Origin of the sequence: Mesorhizobium sp. B2-3-2 (assembly GCF_006442295.1) — a bacterium.
Lineage (GTDB): Bacteria > Pseudomonadota > Alphaproteobacteria > Rhizobiales > Rhizobiaceae > Mesorhizobium.
In genome coordinates, this window is the sequence record NZ_VFWA01000018.1 from 97,189 (window position 1) to 114,063 (window position 16,875).

Below are 16,875 nucleotides of genomic sequence, written 5' to 3' on the forward strand. Positions count from 1 at the left end.
TCCTCCCTGTGGTTCGTTGTTGATTTCCTGCCAGAGGCGGGCCCAACCGGCATCCCGCCTCAACTTCCTTCATAGACGATGCGCCCGTCCAGAATTGTCATCTCACAGCGCGTTTCACGCAGGATTTTCTCCGGTGCGGCCGTCAGGAGGTCATTGGAGAACACGGCGATGTCCGCGAGCATTCCAGGCTCCAGCCGGCCTTTCACCGTTTCCGCGCCCTGGGAGTAGGCACCATGTTCGGTATAGGCGCGCAACGCCTGTTCGGGCGTCAGTATCTCGGAAGCGTCCATTACCGTGCCCTTGTGCGTCTTGCGCGTCAGCATGGCATAGAGGTCGGGGAAGGGATTGGGCGAACAAACCGGCGAGTCGCTGCCGGTGGACGGCTTCATGCCCAGACGATCCCAGGTTCCGATCGGATAGGAGCGCAAGCCGCGCTCCGGCCCGAGAACCGACACATAGGCGTCGCCGAAATCGTAGATGAAAGCCTGCTGAGGCGCGGGCAGGATGCCCGCCTTGAGCATCCGCTGGTTGATGGCATCGTCGACATAGCCGCAATGCTCGATCCGGTGCCGGTGGTTGTGATCCGGGTTGGCGGCGCGCACACGTTCATAGGCGCGCACGAGCTGGTCGATGGCGGCGTCGCCAATGCCATGACAGACCATGGTGTAGCCCATTGCCGTATAGCGGTCGACCAGTTCAAACAAGCGGGTGTCCGGCAGCATCCGGACACCGAAATTGTCGGGCTGGCCAATATATGGCTGGCGCATCCAGGCCGTGCGTCCGCCGGCCGAACCGTCCGTGAACACCTTCACGCCGCCGATGCGGAACATGTCGCTGCCGACACCGGTGACGAGGCCCTCGGCATGACAGGGCTCGACGATGGACGAACCGGGATCTCCCAGGAGCGTCGCCCAGACCCGGACCGGCAGCCGGCCGCCGCGCTCGGCCTGCCAATACGCTTCGATCTCGGTCATTCCGTCGATCTGGCCGACAGCCGCGTCCATGCAGGAGGTTATGCCGAATTGTAGCAAGTGCCGGCCGCCCGCCTCGATGGCGTCGATGATCTCGGGAAGCGAGGGCGTGGGCTGGACATCGTAGACGAGGTTCTGGGCGTTCTCCGCCAGCAATCCGGTCAGTTGTCCGGCTTCGCGGCCGATGAGGCCGCCATCCGGATCGGGCGTGTCGATGTCGATCCCCGCCAGCGCCAGCGCCCGCGAATTCGCGACAGTGACATGGCCGCAGGCGCGCGTGACGGAAACCGGGTGATCGGGCAGGGCTGCATCCAGCTCCTTCGCGGTGGGCATCAAACCGTCGGGATAGCGGGTCTGGTCAAACCCGCGCGCGGTCACCCATGCGCCTTTCGGCGTTTCGGCGGCACGTGCCTGCAAGGCCGCCATGAGCGCGCCGCGGGTCGGCGCGGCATCGGGCGTCACATCGACCTTGCCACGCAGGAGCCCCGTCGAGATCAGATGCAGGTGCGCATCGTTCAGACCAGGCATTGCGAAGCGCCCGGCCAGATCCACGACCCTCGTGCCCTTTCCGATCAGGGGCTTGATATCGGCGTTGGAGCCGCTGGCCACGACCTGGTTGCCCAAGACCGCAATCGCCTCCGCGATCGGATTTCCGTAACCGGTCCAAATCTTGCCGCCATGCAAAACGAGATCGGCTTGGTTCTGCGAATTCATGCTGCCTTTTCTTCTCCCCCGGCGTTCACGGACGTCGCCGACATAGATTGACTTTGAGTGGCATTCCGTTTCGCACGCGGTCAGATTCTCCTCCCGCGCTCGACTTCACGTTCCCCCTGCCACTGGCTCCAATTGCCAGCTTTTCGTTTTGCAGACGTTGGGGCGTCAGCGATCACAAGGCCAATTCGGTTTTCGCAATCAAGCATGCAAAATTTGCATAACACAGCAATTATAATGAAATATGTTCCCCATTGCGGTTCGACCAATGCTCGAACGCAGTGGAGGAGAGGCCGCGTGGAAATCAAATGGCTCGAAGATTTCGTGACGCTTGCAGAAACATCGAGCTTTTCGCGGGCAGCCGAAATCCGCAATGTCACCCAATCGGCCTTCAGTCGGCGCATCAAGCAACTTGAGACGTGGCTCGGAGCACCGCTCATCAGTCGTGCCACCATGCCGGCCGAACTGACATCGGCCGGACGCAATTTTCTTCCGATGGCGCAGGACGCCATCAGGATGTTCTATTCGGTGCGCGAGTCTCTGCGCCCGCCCGCGGAACAGGGGCTTGTACGTTTTGCGGCCCTTCACACATTGACGATCACGTTCTTTCCGGTTTGGCTGCGGGAGGTGCAGCGGAACACTCGCACCTTCGGCACGTCCTTCATGGCTGACAGAGGCGGCATCGAGGCGAACCTGGCCGCACTGACCGATGGCGAAACCGACTTCTTCCTGACCTATGCGCACCGCGAGGTGCCGTTTCACCTGGATCGCGACAAGTTTTCTCATCTGGCTATCGGATCGGATCGGCTCATCCCGGTCGCGGCGCCGGAACTGCGCTTCGACAAGTCGACCGTGCCCGCGGCGGGCATTCTGGACAGTCCGGAAACGGCGAAGCTCGCTCTGCCTTATCTCGGCTACGGTTACAGCTCTTTCTTTGGCGTCGCCCTCGGAAAACTCTTCTCGAAGCACTCGCCATTCCGGCGTCAGACCGTGCATGAAAGCACAATCAGCGCCGGGCTCAAGGAACTTGCCCTGACCGGCGCGGGCATCTGCTGGCTGCCAGAAAGCCTCGTCGAGAACGACATCTCCAATGGCGCCCTTGTCATCTGTTCGAATGACAGCACATGGACGCTCGATCTCGAAATACGATTGTACCGCAGCTCGGAGAAGACGCGAAGCACCATGGTGGAGGCTCTTTGGCAATCATCGAAGGCGCTGGCGCAAACGTTGAAGCCCGCCGCGCCAGCCGCGGGCACAGCGACCTTCAGCTCTTCATGAAGCGGAAGGCGCGCAGCACCTCGAAATAGTCGTTCGATGCAAAGGCGACGGCACGTGGCCCGTGCCGGCGCACCCCGGGATACCAGGAGGCGCGATAGGCATCGACGGGGTTGCTGAATTCGATGACGATCTCGACCCTTTCCGGCATTGGCGGCAAAGCTTGCCGGGCCCCGTCGCGCAACGCCTGTTCGACGCCCTCGCGTATTGCGCCGCGCGCTGCCGCAGGGGCCAGGGAGATGGTGGCCGAGCCGACGCCTTTGAGGGTTTCGACAGTGGCTATCCCCGGGACGAGGGCTCTGGCGTCCGCGCAAATGCCTTCGTCGCCGGAAAGAAATACCGAGCGCACGCCATAGCGCGCGGCGCACAACGCATTCAATGTGAATTCGGACGCTGTTTCGCCATTCAGGATCAACCGCGATATGCGCAATGTCGATGTGTGTGCGAGCGGGTTGTCCTCGACGCCGGCCTTGGAATGGTAGCCGGTGTAGAGCGCGGCATCGAAGCTTTCATCGATCCCGAACATCATTGCGTCCGGATGTCCCGACCAGCCCCTCACGATGCGCGCAAAAGGCGGCATGCGTTCGAGAATAAGGTTGCGCCCGCTGTCATGCGCATCCTTGATCATGATTTCAGTTGCGCCAGCGGCTCGCGCTCCTTCGCAGGCGGCCAGGACCTCCCCGGTCATCAGTTCGCGGAATTCCCTATGGTCGGCATGCGTTCTTTCCGCCTCGTCCCAGGATTGAATGCCCGCAGTGCCTTCGATATCGGCCGAAATGAAAATCTTCATGCTCAAAGGGGCTCCTTCAGCCAGTCGGTCAAAGCCGGAATCCTGCGTCCATTTCGTCCAACCACGCTTTGCGCGGCGCACAGGGCGTTCAGAACGGCCTCGACCGTGGTTTCCACAACCGCTTCGAAAACGAGGTCTATGTATCTGTCATCGACACGCGAAATCGAACCGAACGGTGAAGGCGGGACGTGCGGCAGAGGATCGGCGGTCGTGAAGGCGATGGCGATATCGCCACTGCCGTGTCCCCAATAAGAACCGAGGCGGGCAATGCCGGCGCCGGCCCGGCCGGCGGCACGGTTCAATTGCCGGTCGTCAAGAGGAATATCGGTGCCGAGAATGATGATGATCGACCCGCTTTCAGGCTCGCCGAGCCCTTTGGGATCGGCTCTGCGGCCATCCGGGAGGACAAGATCCCCTGCCCTGCCGAAGTTGGACAACACCAGAGCGCCGAGCGTGAAGGCAAGAGAGCCGATCTCGACCGACCTGGATGCGCTGCCGATACCCGCCTTGAAGCCAAACGACGTCATTCCGGTGCCGGCGCCGATGCTGCCCTGTTCGACCGGACCGGCGCTCGCGGCATCCAGCGCCGCTTCGGCATCATGCCGGGTGACCGCCATTGCCTGAATATCATTAATGCCGCCGTCATTGCATTCGCAAACGACGGGGTTGACCGTGCTGGTCTTGCGCCCGATCTCCGGGTTGGCGGCAATGGCACGCTTGATCAGCGCCTCTGTACATGGCGCGACCGAAAAGGTGTTGGTCAGAAGGATCGGCGTTTCGATCGTGCACAGTTCGGCCAATTGCATAAGCCCGACAGACTTGCCGAAACCGTTGATAATATCGACCGCCGCCCTGACCTTGGATCTGAACAGGTCGCCGCCATGGGGCAAGACGGCGGTAACGCCTGTCGCAAGTCCGTCGGCGATGATCGTCTTATGGCCGACCAGGACACCCGGCACGTCCGTGATCGCATTGTTCGGGCCGGGCGGCAGCCGCCCCATGCCAAGGCCTAAACGCCGTGCCGCACCCATGCTCACATCCCGCTCATCAAGCAAGGGCCGTTCGTCCGGCCGCATGCCCGTTCATCTCTGCAAAAGCTGTCTGGACGTAAATTTCCTGCAGGCGGCGTGTCAATGGACCAGGTTGGCCGTTTCCGATCCTGTGGCCGGCAATACGGATGACGGGAGTGACCAGGCTCGAGGCGGAGGTCAGGAACGCTTCCGCCGCCGAAAAGGCCTCCTCTGGCGAGAACGCACGCTCTTCAAACAAAATGCCCTGGTCTTCACATAGACGCGCCACTGCTCGCCGCGTGCAGCCGGGCAGGATGGCTTGAGAATTGGCGCGAGTCACGACACGGCCGTCGTGCGTAACGATGAAAGCCGTCGCCGACGCGCCCTCGGTCACCTGTCCACCTTCGACAAACCAGACATCATCGAAGCCTTTCTCGCTTGCGGCACGCTTTGCCAGAACCTGCCCCAGCAGCATGACGGTCTTTATGTCGCGCCGTGCCCAGCGCGGATCAGGCGCCAGGTCGACGGCGACGCCTTCGGCCTGAGCCTTGGTTCCTACGAGTTTGCGGGCGCTTGTGAAGGCGACCATGGTCGGCTCAAGATCATCGGGAAACAGGAAATTGCGCTTGGCTTCACCGCGCGAAACCTGGAGATAGACCGTTCCTTCATCCAATCCGTTGAGCGAGATCAGTTCCAATTGAATGGCTTCTATCTCAGCCAGCGTCACGGGCATGGGAATACATATTTCGGCAAGCGACCGCTGAAGACGATCGAGATGGAAATCATTGTCTATCAGCCTGCCGTCGATCACGGCGGTCACCTCGTAGACTGCGTCTGCAAAGAGGAACCCCCGATCGAAGAGACCGATGCGCGCCTCGTCTTCGGGCATGTAACGTCGATTGCAATACACTTGCGCCACTTTGGTCATCCTCGATCCCAGCATCAACTGACGTGCTTCGATAAATGCCAAGGCAGGTGGGCAAAGGCCAATTCAAAAAATGCAATTCGGTATGCCGATACCGTCAAAGCGCAACTGGCACTCCCTGCGACGGCCGCCACGAGAGAGCGCAGGTCGCTGACTGGTTTCCTTTAATCCCGCGGAGCCGGATGGAAGCTTGGACGACGAATCGTTGACCTCCCGATATTGACAGGTCGCGGCCATCGATCTAAGTTCGCGTTAGTGGTTACTAACGCGAACTACTGGACAGCGCTTGGAGATCCGACAAGGCGCACGATCTTCGAACTGTTGGTCGAACAGCCGTGTTCGGTCAGCGGCCTTGCTCGTGCCCTGCCTGTAACCCGGCCGGCCGTCTCTCAGCACTTGAAGATACTCAAGGCTGCCGGGCTTGTGGCCGACACGCGCTCGGGCAAGGAACGCATATACCGTATCGATCAGGATGGGCTGGCAGGCCTGCGCGCGGAAATCGACCAGTTCTGGAGCAAGACCCTGGCGGGCTACAAATTAGCCGTCGAGCATCCAAAAAGGACCAAGCATGAGTAAGGATCCTGCACTCGCGCCCGTAAGGCATTTCGTCGTCGTCGAGGCATCCATTGCGCGTGCCTTCAAGGTTTTCACCGAGGATTTCGGGAGGTTCAAACCTCGAGAGCACAATCTTCTTGCCGTTCCAATCGCAGAAACGATCTTCGAACCCCGGGTCGGAGGGCACGTCTACGACCGAGGTGTGGATGGCAGCGAGTGCCGCTGGGCTCGCGTGTTGGCCTACGATCCGCCCACCCGGCTGATTCTGAGCTGGGACATCAGCCCTCGGTGGCAGATCGAGACCGACCCGAACAAGACGAGCGAATGGGAGGTCCGGTTCACGGCCGAGACCGAGAACAGAACCCGGGTTGAGATCGAGCACCGGCATCTCGAGCGCCATGGCGAAGGCTGGGAGGGCGTCAGGGGTGCAGTTGATAGCGATCAGGGCTGGCCGCTCTACCTGCAACGGTTCCACGACTTGTTCAACCATCGGGCAGCCTGACAACCGCGTTGTGGTCATGGGGTGTGACTCGCAAGCACCTTATCGCCCACTGCGTTCCAGGAGCAGAGACAACATGGAAGTCTATTGGTTAAGCATCCTCGGCGTGCTTACGCTTTGTTTGCTGTCGGTGGTGTTGGCGGTCTATTCCGGTTCGTCCAAGGGATTTGCAGGGGTACTTTCAGGACCGGTAGTCCCGGCGGACGACCACAACCCGCTCTACAGGATCGACCGCGTCCACATGAACTCGGTTGAGGCTCTGGCACCCTTTGTCGTGCCCGCGGTGCTGGCGATGATGGTTGGTGTTGGGCCGACCACTTTGGCGACGCTTGTGTGGCTGCACCTGGCGATACGCCTGGTTCATCTGGGAATCTACCTACGTGGCGGAAACGCCGCAAAGGGAGGCAGTGTCAGGACGGTTCTGTACGTTTCGGGAGCACTGGTTACGCTTGCTCTTATTCTTGTGACTGGATGGGCAGCACTCCATTGACGCGTCATCGGCACTTATCGGAGGCTATATCCGTTTTATAATCCGCGTCCGGCTCCCCGTTCGGCAACAGCGCCACCGTCTCGGGCCCGGGCAAGCGCGTCCAATTATTGGGAACCATTGCGCGGTTTTCAAAAAAGTGCCCTCGCCGCTCCAGCCAAGGCATTTTCTGTTGCATCCGATCGGCATTCTCCCACCCCCATCGGCCCCGCTGTTGTGTGTTATTTTTGCTACATGTCACTGCTCATGACTGGGAAAACCCATTTAGAGTCATCTAAATTAATATTCGCTCACGTATTTTCTGAATATATCGGGTAATTCGGCAATGGTGGGCCTGGGGTTGGCCCGCTTAAGCGCCTTGAGAAAGGCGTTGGGGAAACGGGTGGGCTAAATGAACAGAACTGGCATGTCGGCCATAGGCAAGCGCCTTGGTCTTTTGATGGCGGCTACGATGCTGACTTGCGGCGGGGCGAACGCCCTCACGCTCAAAGAGGCCGTGGCGGTAGCGGTCGAATCCAATCCAGAGATCGGCCAGGCGATAGAAAATCGCGAAGCGATCGAGTTTGAATTGCGTCAGGCAAAGGGCCTCTATTTGCCCAGCGTCGACCTGCAGGCGTCGGCTGGCGCTCGCCGTCTCGACAATTCGTCACGGCGCGCACTCTCGATAGAGGACGACGCGCTTTATCCGGCGGAAACCGACCTGACCGTTTCGCAGACGCTCTATGACAGCGGCGCAAGGCGCGCAGAATTGAACCGCCAGGCCTCCCGCGTCGATGGCGCGTCGTTTCGGGTGCTGGAACGGTCGGAATTCATCGGCCTCTCTGTTGTCCAGGACTACCTCGAATACATGCTCCAGGCTTCGATTGTTGCCGAGGCAAAGAAGAACCTGGGCTTCCATCAAGCAATCCTCCACGACATCCAGGAAGGCATTGCCGGCGGTGGGTTGAACGAAGCCGACCGGCAACAGGCCGAGGAGCGGCTGTTCGCGGCCAAGGCCCGCATGCAGGAAGCGTCGGAGGAACTGGAGGCCGCGCGGATACGGTTTTTCAAGACTGTCGGCAAGCCGCTGACCAATGCAGCGAGGCCGGCCGACGTATCCGGCACGCTGCCAAGGTCGCTGGACGATGCGCTGGGCCTTGCGCGCGAGAGCAACCCGCGCGTCCACATGGCCAACAGCGATATCGCCGCGGCGGCCTCGCTGGTGGACGCGGCGCGGGCGAAATACGGTCCTTCGATCATTGCCGAAGGCTCTGCCCGGGCGGGCTACGACATTGACGGCGACAATGGAGACGCATCCGATCTGCAGGCACGTCTGGTGTTGCGCTGGAATCTCTATCGGGGCGGCATCGACAAGGCCAATGAGCAGGAGCAGATCCGCCGCACCAGCGAGCAGCGGCTCGCGATGCACCAGGTTCTCCGAGAGATCGAGGAAGCCGTTCGCACGTCATGGGATCGTCGCTTCCGGCAGGCCGATCTGGCCAAGACCCTGAAGCTACAAGCGGCCTCCAACGAAAAGCTGGTCGCGTCCTATCGCGAACAGTTCAAGGTCGGTCAGCGTTCGTTGCTCGACGTGCTCGATGCGCAGAACACGCGGTTCAACACCGCGACTCTGGCCGACACCGCGTCCTACGCATCCCTTTTCGCGCAATATCGGCTTCTGGCGGCGACCGGGCAGTTGCTGAAAACGATGGACATCCACCCGCCAAAACAGGCTACGGCATACGCGCGGACCGAGTTCGCCGCGCCGGAAACGGCCGACACCGAAACCTATGCGCGCACGCCTTCGGAACAGAAGAACGACGTGCCGTTCGATATTCTGGCGCCGGTCAGGAAAAAATAGGCGAGCCTAAGGATCGATCGAGAGTCCCCGCGGGCGGATCGTGAACCAGCAACCCAACATCCTGTCACCGAAAGAGGCTTTCAAGGCCTGCTTTTCGGCCGTAGCCGCGTATCTCGGCCGCCCCAGCGCCGAAACCGTGCTCTTTGCCGGCGTGCCGCTGGCCGAAACGCGCATCGATATCGACGCGATCCGGCATCTTGCCGAGCGCGTCGGCCTTGAAATCACAGAGTTCAGCCATCGCGACTTTGTTCGGGGGCGCATCGACCTCCCCGCGATCGTCTTTCGCGTCAGCCAGCTGCCGGTCGCGCTGCTGGCTGATGGTGAAGCCGGCGAATATTTCACCGCTCCCCAGGAGGACGGGCGCACCACGATCAGCCGGTCGGAACTGGCCAACAGCTATATCAGCGGCGGTGCGTCCTTCTCGATCACCTACGCCAACGCAACGGAGGCGATGAGCGTCGGCTCGGCGCCGAAGATCGAGCGACGACATTGGCTGACGGGAACGATGGGGCCGTTCTGGCGCACCTATTCGAAGGTTATCCTGTCGGCGGTGTTCATCAATCTGCTCGCCATCGCCTCGCCGATCTTCACTATGAACGTGTACGACAGGATCCTGCCGAACAAGGCGATATCGACGCTCTGGGTGCTGGCCATCGGCATCAGCGCGGTCATCCTGTTCGACCTGCTGCTGAAGACCTCCAGGGCATCGCTCATCGACTATGCCGGGCGCAAGGCGGATCTGCGCATTTCATATATGCTGTTCGAGAAGGTGCTGAACTCGTCTCTGGCGGCACGGCCGGGCTCGACGGGCGAATACGCAAATCGCGTGACCCAATATGAATTCGTGCGCGAATTCTTCACATCCAACACCATCAGCGTGTTCATCGACACGGCTTTCGTGTTTGTTTTTCTCCTCGTCATCTATGCGATAGGCGGCTGGCTGGTCATGATACCGGCACTGGCCTTCGTCGCGTCGGTGATCGTCGGACTGGTCACGCAGCGGCGCATCGGCAAGCGTGTGGCGGCGTCCATGAACGAGGCCTCGCAACGGCAGGCCCTGCTGGTCGAATCCATCTCCACGCTGGAAACGATCAAGTCGCTGCGCGCCGAGGCCTACCTGTTGCGAAAATGGGGAGAGCATTCCAAAAACGCCTCCAACACCTCCGAGAAGATCAAGCAGCTTTCGGCCGCCGCCGGCAATATAACGCAGGCCATCCAGCAGATGGTCACGGTCGCGCTGGTAGTGGCCGGCGCCTACGCCTTCTCCGAAGGACATGTCTCCACCGGAGCCATCATCGGCACCGTCATGCTGGCCAGCCGGGCCGTCGCCCCGCTCGGTCAGATCGCCATCACTCTGTCCAGATTGCGCCAGGCCATGCTCTCTTTGCGGATGGTGAATTCGATCATGGGCCAGCCGGAGGATCGCCCGGACACCGTGGGCTTCGTCAACCGGCCCATCCGCAACGGCGCCATGGTGTTCCGGAACGTCGGCTTTACCTATCCCGGCTCCGAAAACGAGGTCCTGACCGGCCTGAATTTCTCGGTGAAGCCGGGCGAGCGGATCGGCATCATCGGCCGCATAGGATCGGGAAAGACGACGATGGGCCGATTGATCGGCAGACTTTTCTTGCCGAGTTCCGGCGAACTGCTGCTGGATGGCATCGACATCCGCCAATACCACCCCTCCGAGGTTCGCGCCGCCGTCGGCATCGTCGCGCAGGCGAACGATCTGTTTTCAGGCACCATCAAGGAAAATCTTTTGATGGCCTGTCCAGAGGCGACCGATGAGCAGATCGTCGAAGCGGCCAAGGCCGCCGGCGTCGACGATTTCGTCTCTCGCCACCCGCGTGGCTATGACATGAATGTCGGCGAACGCGGCACCAATCTCTCGGGCGGCCAGAGACAGACGATGGCGATCGCCCGGCTGTTGCTGACGAAACCGAAAGTCGTCTTCCTGGACGAGCCGTCCGGCTCGATGGATCTGGCTTCCGAGCGGCAACTGATCAAGCAGCTCAAAGTGGCTTTCGATCGAAATACGACGCTGATCGTCTCGACGCACCGCTTCAGCATGCTCGAACTTGCCGACCGGCTTATCGTCATCGAGCAAGGCAGGATCGTTGCCGATGGGCCAAAGGACCAAGTAATACAGGCGCTGCAGAAAAAAAGCACCTGAAGAACGAAAACTATCAAAGTATTCAATGCGTTGGGGCCGTGGGAAATGCTTGCAAGGGAAGACCGGCCGCCGCTCTTTGCGTCGGCGTCCATATTCATCATAGGTGCACTCTTCGTGTCTTCCGTTGCTTGGGCGTCCTTTGCCGAGGTGGATGAAATCGCACGCGGCGACGGTAAGGTCATACCTGCTTCCAAAACGCAGATCATCCAGGCCAGCGAGCCGGGTGTCGTCCAGGAAATTGCCGTCAAGATCGGGCAGGTCGTGAAGAAGAACGACCTCATCATCCGCCTGGACAATACGTTCAACACCTCCAGCCTTGGCGAGCAACAGGCCAAGGCACGGGCATTGCAGACCCGCATTGCACGGCTGAAGTTCGAGCAGAGCGGCAATCTGCAAGGGGAATTTCCGTGTCCGGCCGAAATCCAGAAGGTCGCCCCGGAAATCTGCGACAACGAGCAGAAGCTGCTCGTCGCCCGCCGCGACAACTTCGAAGTCAAGCTGTCGGTTCTCAAGTCGCGCCTCGATCAGCGCGAGAAGGAATTGGACGAGGCGACCGCCAATTCCGATCGCCTTACGAAGAATCTGATCGTCAGCGACCAGGAGGCAAAGCTGGTCGAAGCGATGGTCAAGAAAGGCCTGATGGCGCGAACCGAGCAACTCCGGGTCGAACGCGAGCAGACAGAGCTCAACGGGCAGCTGACGCTTGCAGGAGAAACCACCAAGAAAGCCAAATCGGCCATCACCGAGGCCCAGCTTCAGGTCGATGAGCTCGGTCTGCAGCTGCAACAGGAAGCGCTGAGCGACCTGACGCAGGCGCTGGCTGACCTCTCGGTGGTCGATGAAACCATACGCGGCGCGACCGACAAGGTGGCCCGCACCGACATCCGTTCTCCAGTCGACGGTATCGTCAACACGCTTGATATCAATACGGTTGGCGCCTTCGTGCAGCCCGGCGCGGCCGTCGCCGGCATCGTTCCGACTTCGGAGACCTTGCTGGTCGAAGCGCGGGTTTCGCCCCGCGACGTTGCCTTCATCCGGCCGGACCAGGAGGCGCTGATCAAGGTCACCGCCTATGATTTCTCGATCTTCGGCGGCATCGAAGGCAAGGTCTCGAACATCACCGCCGACAGTCTCGTCGACCAGAAGACAGGGGAGCCCTATTATCAGGTGCGCGTCGCGACCGACAGGTCGACGCTGACGCGGGACGGCAAGACTTATTCGATCATCCCGGGCATGATCTGCTCCGTCGACATCAAGACCGGCCGCAAGACGATCCTGACCTACCTGCTGAAGCCCATCAACAAGGCACGAGAGGAGGCGATGAGTGAACGATAGCGCCACGCCTCCCGCTGTCCTCGAGCGGTTGCTCGTGCCGATGGCCACGGAAGACCTCGGTATGGAGTTCCGGGTTGTCGCGCGCCGCGGCATCCGCCGCGGCATCCGCCTGGAGCGGACGTTCTGGACGTCACTCAAGCAGATGGCGGAAAGCCGCAAATGCACGATCGGCATGCTTGTCGATGAGATCGCCGAGAGCCAGTCTCCCGCTGGCAACCTGACATCGGCGATCAGAGTTGCCTGCATTCGGGACTTGACGGAGGAAAACCTGACGTTGAAGAGGCTTGCATCAATCAGGACGATCACCGCGATATTGGTCGCCTGCCCCTCGCCCGCCTTCGCCCTTTCATCGTCGAAAAAGATCCTGACCTTCAACGCTCCGTTCCAACAATTGGTAAAGCGCCAATTGCCGACGGCGCCGAGCGATGACGGCCGTCAGGATCTGAGGCTGGCGCTCGATCTCAACGTCGCGGACATCTTCGCGCGGCTGGATGCCAATGGCGAGATTCCGGTCGCCAGCGGGTTCGTCATCGGCGCCGGCGAACGCCGCTATCGAGGCCAATTGAACGCCGTGCGGGCACCGCTGGTCGGGCAGGACCTGCTGATGGCATTCGTCAGCGGCTAGAAGCAATTCCAGGTGCGAAACGCTTTTCCGTCAGGAATTGTGCAAAACAAAGAGATAGAGCGGTTCGGCGTTCCATAAAAAACGGCGAACCGCCGTTGCTCACCGACGGGCAAGCGCTCCAGAAGCCGTGTCGGACTGCAATCCCTCGCCGGGCGCGACGCCTGCGAAACCGCCCTTAATCTCCGCGACCTGCGCGTTGCCCGATCTCGAACCATGGATCCAGGCTCGGTCCGTGCTGAAGGAATAAAGCGGCACATAGTCGGGGAGATCGCTGTCGCGCAGCACGGTGTTGTTGAGGCTGTCGAGAATGAACACGCCACTTGCCGTGCTTACCGACAGGACCGCATGGAAGAATCCCCGCCTGCGATCTTGGAGAACAACCAACGCCATGCTTTGCGCGGGGATGCCGGCCCTCAGCAGCGCCGTCATCTTCAGTATGACGAAATCCTCGCAGTCGCCGGCGCGCTTATCAAGCACCTCGGCGGGCTTTGCCCAGTAATCGAGCTTGCCATAGATGACACCGTCCTTCCTGTAGGCGATCAGGTGATTGATGCCGCTGTTGACGAACGACAGTTTCTCGCTGAATCCTTTGCCCTGTGCCGACGAGATCAGCCTGGCAAATGTCGCGCTCTTCTGTTCGCAAGCACTGCCCGCCGAGCAGCCGACAATTGCCTGGTAGACCGGCGCCCACCGAGCGGCGACGGGAAAGTTGTGCATGGACAATGCGACCGAGCCGAACACGCCGGGAATGATTGCCGCCGTTTTGATGGGATCGATTCCGACATCGGCAGGCCCCGGCGCAACGCCGGCTTGGGCATCATCGATCGTGTAACTCATGGAAACCACGCCGGGCTGGTATCCTGCCGCCGGTCGCCAAGGATGGGATCTTTCCAGGGAAACGCCGCCCAGGCTGAACGGCATCCGCACGTCCTCAACAAGCCCGCCGACCGAAACGGTGTCCTCTAAATGGACGCTCGCGAGCGATGGCTGCGGCAGGCCCGCAAGGCTGATCGTCAGCAAGAGTAGCTTGAGGCCGGCTGTTCCCGGCGTGGTTTTTTCTTTTTTCATAACGCCCACCTTTTGACTGTGGACGGTACCAATCTTGTCTCAAATTATTGACAACGAAGGTAGATAATGGCGACAAAACTTACTTGTCCCATTTTTCGTAAAATTTTATTATAATTTATACTTCTATTTACCATGCGACAGGAGGCGAGCCCTCATCCGCACCGACGGATATTCGACTTATATAACAGAATATATGCTCCCAGTTTACCACGCGTAAAAAATGCCTTTGTACGCATATAATAGTATATAAAGCAGATTGAGGAACTGTTGCAAAGTAATGGTTGCCGCTGTCTCTTTCCGGGAAATGCCGGAGGGGTACAAGCAATGACCATCAATAACGAATTGGACGCCGTTTCGGGTTCGTGGGACGAGCATTCCATGGCCAGTGACCGTCACGACCAGACCTCGCCGGCAGAGTTCCAGGTCGCCCAAGCGGCTTCGACGCAACAGGCCGCGCCGGCAGCGGCCGAACCAGTGCCGGTCGATGTAGGCAGCGGTGCGCCGGCGGAAGCACCAGCGGAGGCTAAGGCTCCGGCGGCAGCAGCGCCGCACGAATACGTCGCCGACGCCAGCAACGTCGTGAAGCTTCCGGCGAACGTCTCGATCGACAACATCAAGGTCGACGGCCACAATCTCGTGCTCGAACAGGCCGATGGCTCGGTCATCGTGATCAAGGACGGCGCGCTCAACGTGCCGACCTTCGTCCTTGGCGATGTCGAGGTGCCGCGCGTCGCCTTGATCGCCGCGCTCGAGGCAAGCCATGTGGATGTCGCCTTCGGCGCCGATGGTTCGATGTCTGCTGGCCCTGGAGGTTCGACCTCGAGCGCCGGCGGAAATTTTGAAATTCCTCCCGGCGGCATCGGCGATGGATTTGATCTTTCGGCGCTCTTGCCGCCGACCGATCTGCAGTTCGGGCAGGCCGAGAGGCGGGAGCTGTTCCTTCCCAATGCGAACCCGGAATTTGGCGATCTCACCGTCCGCGTGTCGGAAGAAGGGCTTTCCGGCGCAAACCCGGACAGCGATCCCGGCTCACCCTTCGACGAATCGAATCTCTCGGTCATCAACGGCAGCTTCGGCGCTACGGATCCCAATGGCGATCCGCTGACCTACGGCCTCGGCGTGCCTGCCACGACGCTCACCTCGCACGGCACCGACGTCGTCTGGGAACTGGTCGATTCGACGCATCTTGTCGGCAGGGTCGGATCGGACGTCGTGATCAGTGTCACCATCACGGATGCGAGCGCGGGAACCTTCCAGATCGCTCTGCTCGGTCCCCTCGACCACCCGCTGGCCGGCTTCGAGGATGACCTCTCCATCGTCGTCCCGGTTACCGTGCAGGATCCGTTCGGCGGCTCGGCAACGGCCAACATGACCGTGGTCGTCGAGGACGACAGCCCTGCCCTGACTGTGGGCAACACGGCAGCCAGTTCCGCGGTGCTCGATGAAACCAACGCCGGTTCGCCGGCTGGCTTTCCGATCGCCGTGACGAGCACCAACCCGATTATTTCCATTGCATCCAATTTCGGTGCCGACGGCGCCGCCGCCGGCGGCGGCATCGCCTATGCGTTGGGCCTGACCGGCAATGCCGCATCGCTCGATTCGGGGCTGAAGACGGCCGTTGGCGATTTTGCGATCACGCTGCTGCAGACCAATGCGACGACGGTCACCGGCACCTATCAGAACGGCGGCACCCACACCGCCTTTACCATCGTCATCAACGGCAACGGCACGCTTACGGTCACCCAATACGCTCCGCTGGAGCACACCGTCGATGGATCGACCGCTGCCGCCCATGACGACGTGCTGACCCTCTCGGGCAAGATCACAGCCTCGGTGACGGTCACCGACTTCGATGGCGACAGCGCATTCGGCGGCGCCCAGATCGGCGGCGCGATCCAGTTCCACGACGATGGGCCTTCGGTGACGGTGGTCGCCGACGCCGGCGCCGTGGTCTCACTCGACGAGACACAGGCCTTGAGCATGGCGGCTGCGATCGACACCGGAACCATCGTCAAGGGCGAGGATCCCGACGTCGGCGGTACCGGGGCGATCACCTCCGGCACCAGCAGCGGCGCCCTGGTCGACGTGACGGCGCTGTTCGGCGGCGACGGCCCGGCGGCGAGTAGCGCCACGGTCTATCAGCTGAGCGTAACCAACGCCGTTTCCGGCCTGACCGTCACCGACGGCTCGACGATCACCTTGCAGACGCTTGCGAGCGGAGTCGTTGTCGGAGTCGTGCAGGGCGGCGCGTTCAAGGGCGAGGCGGCGTTCGCGCTATCGATCGATCCGGCCACCGGCAAGGTGACCGTCGAGCAATATTTGTCGCTCCACCATTCCGACACCGGCAATCCCGACGACACGGTTGCACTCACCGCCGGCTCGCTGGCCGTGAAGGTCACGGTCACGGATGGCGATGGCGACACCGCCAGTGCCAGCGCCGACGTCTCGGGCCAGATCAGTTTCGACGATGACGGCCCGAAGGTGACGGCTGTCGCCGCCACCAGCGTTACGGTTTTGCTTGACGAGACGGCGAGCACGAGCACCCCGGCTGGGATCGACACTGGTGCGTTCACCAAGGGCGAGGATCCCGATGTCGGCGGCACCGGTGCGA

General features: G+C 61.0%; 14 protein-coding genes. 9 read left to right on the forward strand and 5 right to left on the reverse strand.

The annotated features are described in order from the left end of the window. Nucleotides 1-59 precede the first annotated feature (59 nt). Nucleotides 60-1,685 carry an amidohydrolase gene (locus tag FJ964_RS27330; RefSeq protein ID WP_140553503.1) on the reverse strand — a complete coding sequence of 542 codons (1,626 nt, stop codon included), beginning with the start codon at nt 1,683-1,685 and terminating at the stop codon, nt 60-62. 294 nt (nt 1,686-1,979) lie between these two features. Between FJ964_RS27330 and FJ964_RS27335 the strand changes: the two genes are divergently transcribed. Beyond that, complete coding sequence (locus FJ964_RS27335) at nt 1,980-2,960, forward strand: LysR family transcriptional regulator (RefSeq protein ID WP_140553504.1); 981 nt, start codon at nt 1,980-1,982, stop codon at nt 2,958-2,960. Here FJ964_RS27335 and FJ964_RS27340 read toward each other — a convergent pair. Genes FJ964_RS27340 through FJ964_RS27350 form a run of 3 tightly spaced genes read right to left on the reverse strand, consistent with a single transcriptional unit; the run spans nt 2,947 to nt 5,685 of the window. Beyond that, nucleotides 2,947-3,747, reverse strand: a complete 801-nt coding sequence (locus FJ964_RS27340; RefSeq protein WP_140553506.1) for a M55 family metallopeptidase — start codon at nt 3,745-3,747, stop codon at nt 2,947-2,949. The genes FJ964_RS27335 and FJ964_RS27340 overlap by 14 nt on opposite strands. 2 nt (nt 3,748-3,749) lie before the next feature. After that, nucleotides 3,750-4,778: a P1 family peptidase gene (locus tag FJ964_RS27345; RefSeq protein WP_140553507.1), complete on the reverse strand. Its 1,029-nt coding sequence runs from the start codon at nt 4,776-4,778 to the stop codon at nt 3,750-3,752. A 16-nt stretch (nt 4,779-4,794) separates the two neighbouring features. Continuing rightward, nucleotides 4,795-5,685: a D-amino-acid transaminase gene (locus tag FJ964_RS27350; RefSeq protein WP_140553509.1), complete on the reverse strand. Its 891-nt coding sequence runs from the start codon at nt 5,683-5,685 to the stop codon at nt 4,795-4,797. A gap of 252 nt (nt 5,686-5,937) precedes the next feature. On the opposite strand from FJ964_RS27350, the gene FJ964_RS27355 reads away from it, so the two are divergent. The 7 genes from FJ964_RS27355 (at nt 5,938) to FJ964_RS27385 (ending at nt 13,196) form a co-directional block, all read left to right on the forward strand. Next, nucleotides 5,938-6,258 carry a metalloregulator ArsR/SmtB family transcription factor gene (locus tag FJ964_RS27355; RefSeq protein WP_140553511.1) on the forward strand — a complete coding sequence of 107 codons (321 nt, stop codon included), beginning with the start codon at nt 5,938-5,940 and terminating at the stop codon, nt 6,256-6,258. After that, entirely contained in the window at nt 6,251-6,739 is a 489-nt protein-coding gene (locus FJ964_RS27360; protein ID WP_140553512.1) for an SRPBCC family protein, read from the forward strand. The genes FJ964_RS27355 and FJ964_RS27360 overlap by 8 nt, the downstream gene beginning before the upstream one ends. Nucleotides 6,740-6,812: 73 nt before the next feature. Then, nucleotides 6,813-7,226, forward strand: coding sequence for an MAPEG family protein (locus tag FJ964_RS27365; protein WP_140553514.1), 414 nt, complete (start codon nt 6,813-6,815; stop codon nt 7,224-7,226). Between the two features lie 388 nt (nt 7,227-7,614). Then, complete coding sequence (locus FJ964_RS27370; protein ID WP_140553515.1) at nt 7,615-9,063, forward strand: TolC family protein; 1,449 nt, start codon at nt 7,615-7,617, stop codon at nt 9,061-9,063. A gap of 40 nt (nt 9,064-9,103) precedes the next feature. Next, the gene (locus tag FJ964_RS27375) at nt 9,104-11,236 is read left to right on the forward strand and encodes a type I secretion system permease/ATPase (RefSeq protein WP_140553517.1); all 2,133 of its coding nucleotides are present in this window, start codon (nt 9,104-9,106) and stop codon (nt 11,234-11,236) included. 45 nt (nt 11,237-11,281) lie between these two features. Further along, nucleotides 11,282-12,571 (forward strand): HlyD family type I secretion periplasmic adaptor subunit, encoded by a 1,290-nt coding sequence (locus FJ964_RS27380; protein ID WP_140553519.1) that lies wholly within the window; start codon nt 11,282-11,284, stop codon nt 12,569-12,571. After that, on the forward strand, nt 12,561-13,196 hold the full coding sequence (locus FJ964_RS27385; RefSeq protein ID WP_140553520.1) for a ribbon-helix-helix domain-containing protein: 636 nt from the start codon (nt 12,561-12,563) through the stop codon (nt 13,194-13,196). Before FJ964_RS27380 ends, FJ964_RS27385 begins: the two co-directional genes overlap by 11 nt. A 99-nt stretch (nt 13,197-13,295) precedes the next feature. Here FJ964_RS27385 and FJ964_RS27390 read toward each other — a convergent pair whose 3' ends face one another. Further along, on the reverse strand, nt 13,296-14,264 hold the full coding sequence (locus FJ964_RS27390) for a transglutaminase-like cysteine peptidase (protein ID WP_140553522.1): 969 nt from the start codon (nt 14,262-14,264) through the stop codon (nt 13,296-13,298). 324 nt (nt 14,265-14,588) lie between these two features. Between FJ964_RS27390 and FJ964_RS27395 the strand changes: the two genes are divergently transcribed. Continuing rightward, a partial coding sequence (locus FJ964_RS27395) for a DUF5801 repeats-in-toxin domain-containing protein (protein ID WP_210243396.1) occupies nt 14,589-16,875 on the forward strand: 2,287 nt, incomplete at its 3' end.

What these genes read in the sequence shown, in the direction of transcription:
- FJ964_RS27330 (WP_140553503.1), bottom strand. Translation starts at nt 1,685, where the DNA reads ATGAATTCGCAGAACCAAGCCGATCTCGTTTTGCATGGCGGCAAGATT.
- FJ964_RS27340 (WP_140553506.1), bottom strand. Translation starts at nt 3,747, where the DNA reads ATGAAGATTTTCATTTCGGCCGATATCGAAGGCACTGCGGGCATTCAA.
- FJ964_RS27345 (WP_140553507.1), bottom strand. Translation starts at nt 4,778, where the DNA reads ATGGGTGCGGCACGGCGTTTAGGCCTTGGCATGGGGCGGCTGCCGCCC.
- FJ964_RS27350 (WP_140553509.1), bottom strand. Translation starts at nt 5,685, where the DNA reads ATGACCAAAGTGGCGCAAGTGTATTGCAATCGACGTTACATGCCCGAA.
- FJ964_RS27360 (WP_140553512.1), top strand. Translation starts at nt 6,251, where the DNA reads ATGAGTAAGGATCCTGCACTCGCGCCCGTAAGGCATTTCGTCGTCGTC.
- FJ964_RS27365 (WP_140553514.1), top strand. Translation starts at nt 6,813, where the DNA reads ATGGAAGTCTATTGGTTAAGCATCCTCGGCGTGCTTACGCTTTGTTTG.
- FJ964_RS27370 (WP_140553515.1), top strand. Translation starts at nt 7,615, where the DNA reads ATGAACAGAACTGGCATGTCGGCCATAGGCAAGCGCCTTGGTCTTTTG.
- FJ964_RS27380 (WP_140553519.1), top strand. Translation starts at nt 11,282, where the DNA reads ATGCTTGCAAGGGAAGACCGGCCGCCGCTCTTTGCGTCGGCGTCCATA.
- FJ964_RS27390 (WP_140553522.1), bottom strand. Translation starts at nt 14,264, where the DNA reads ATGAAAAAAGAAAAAACCACGCCGGGAACAGCCGGCCTCAAGCTACTC.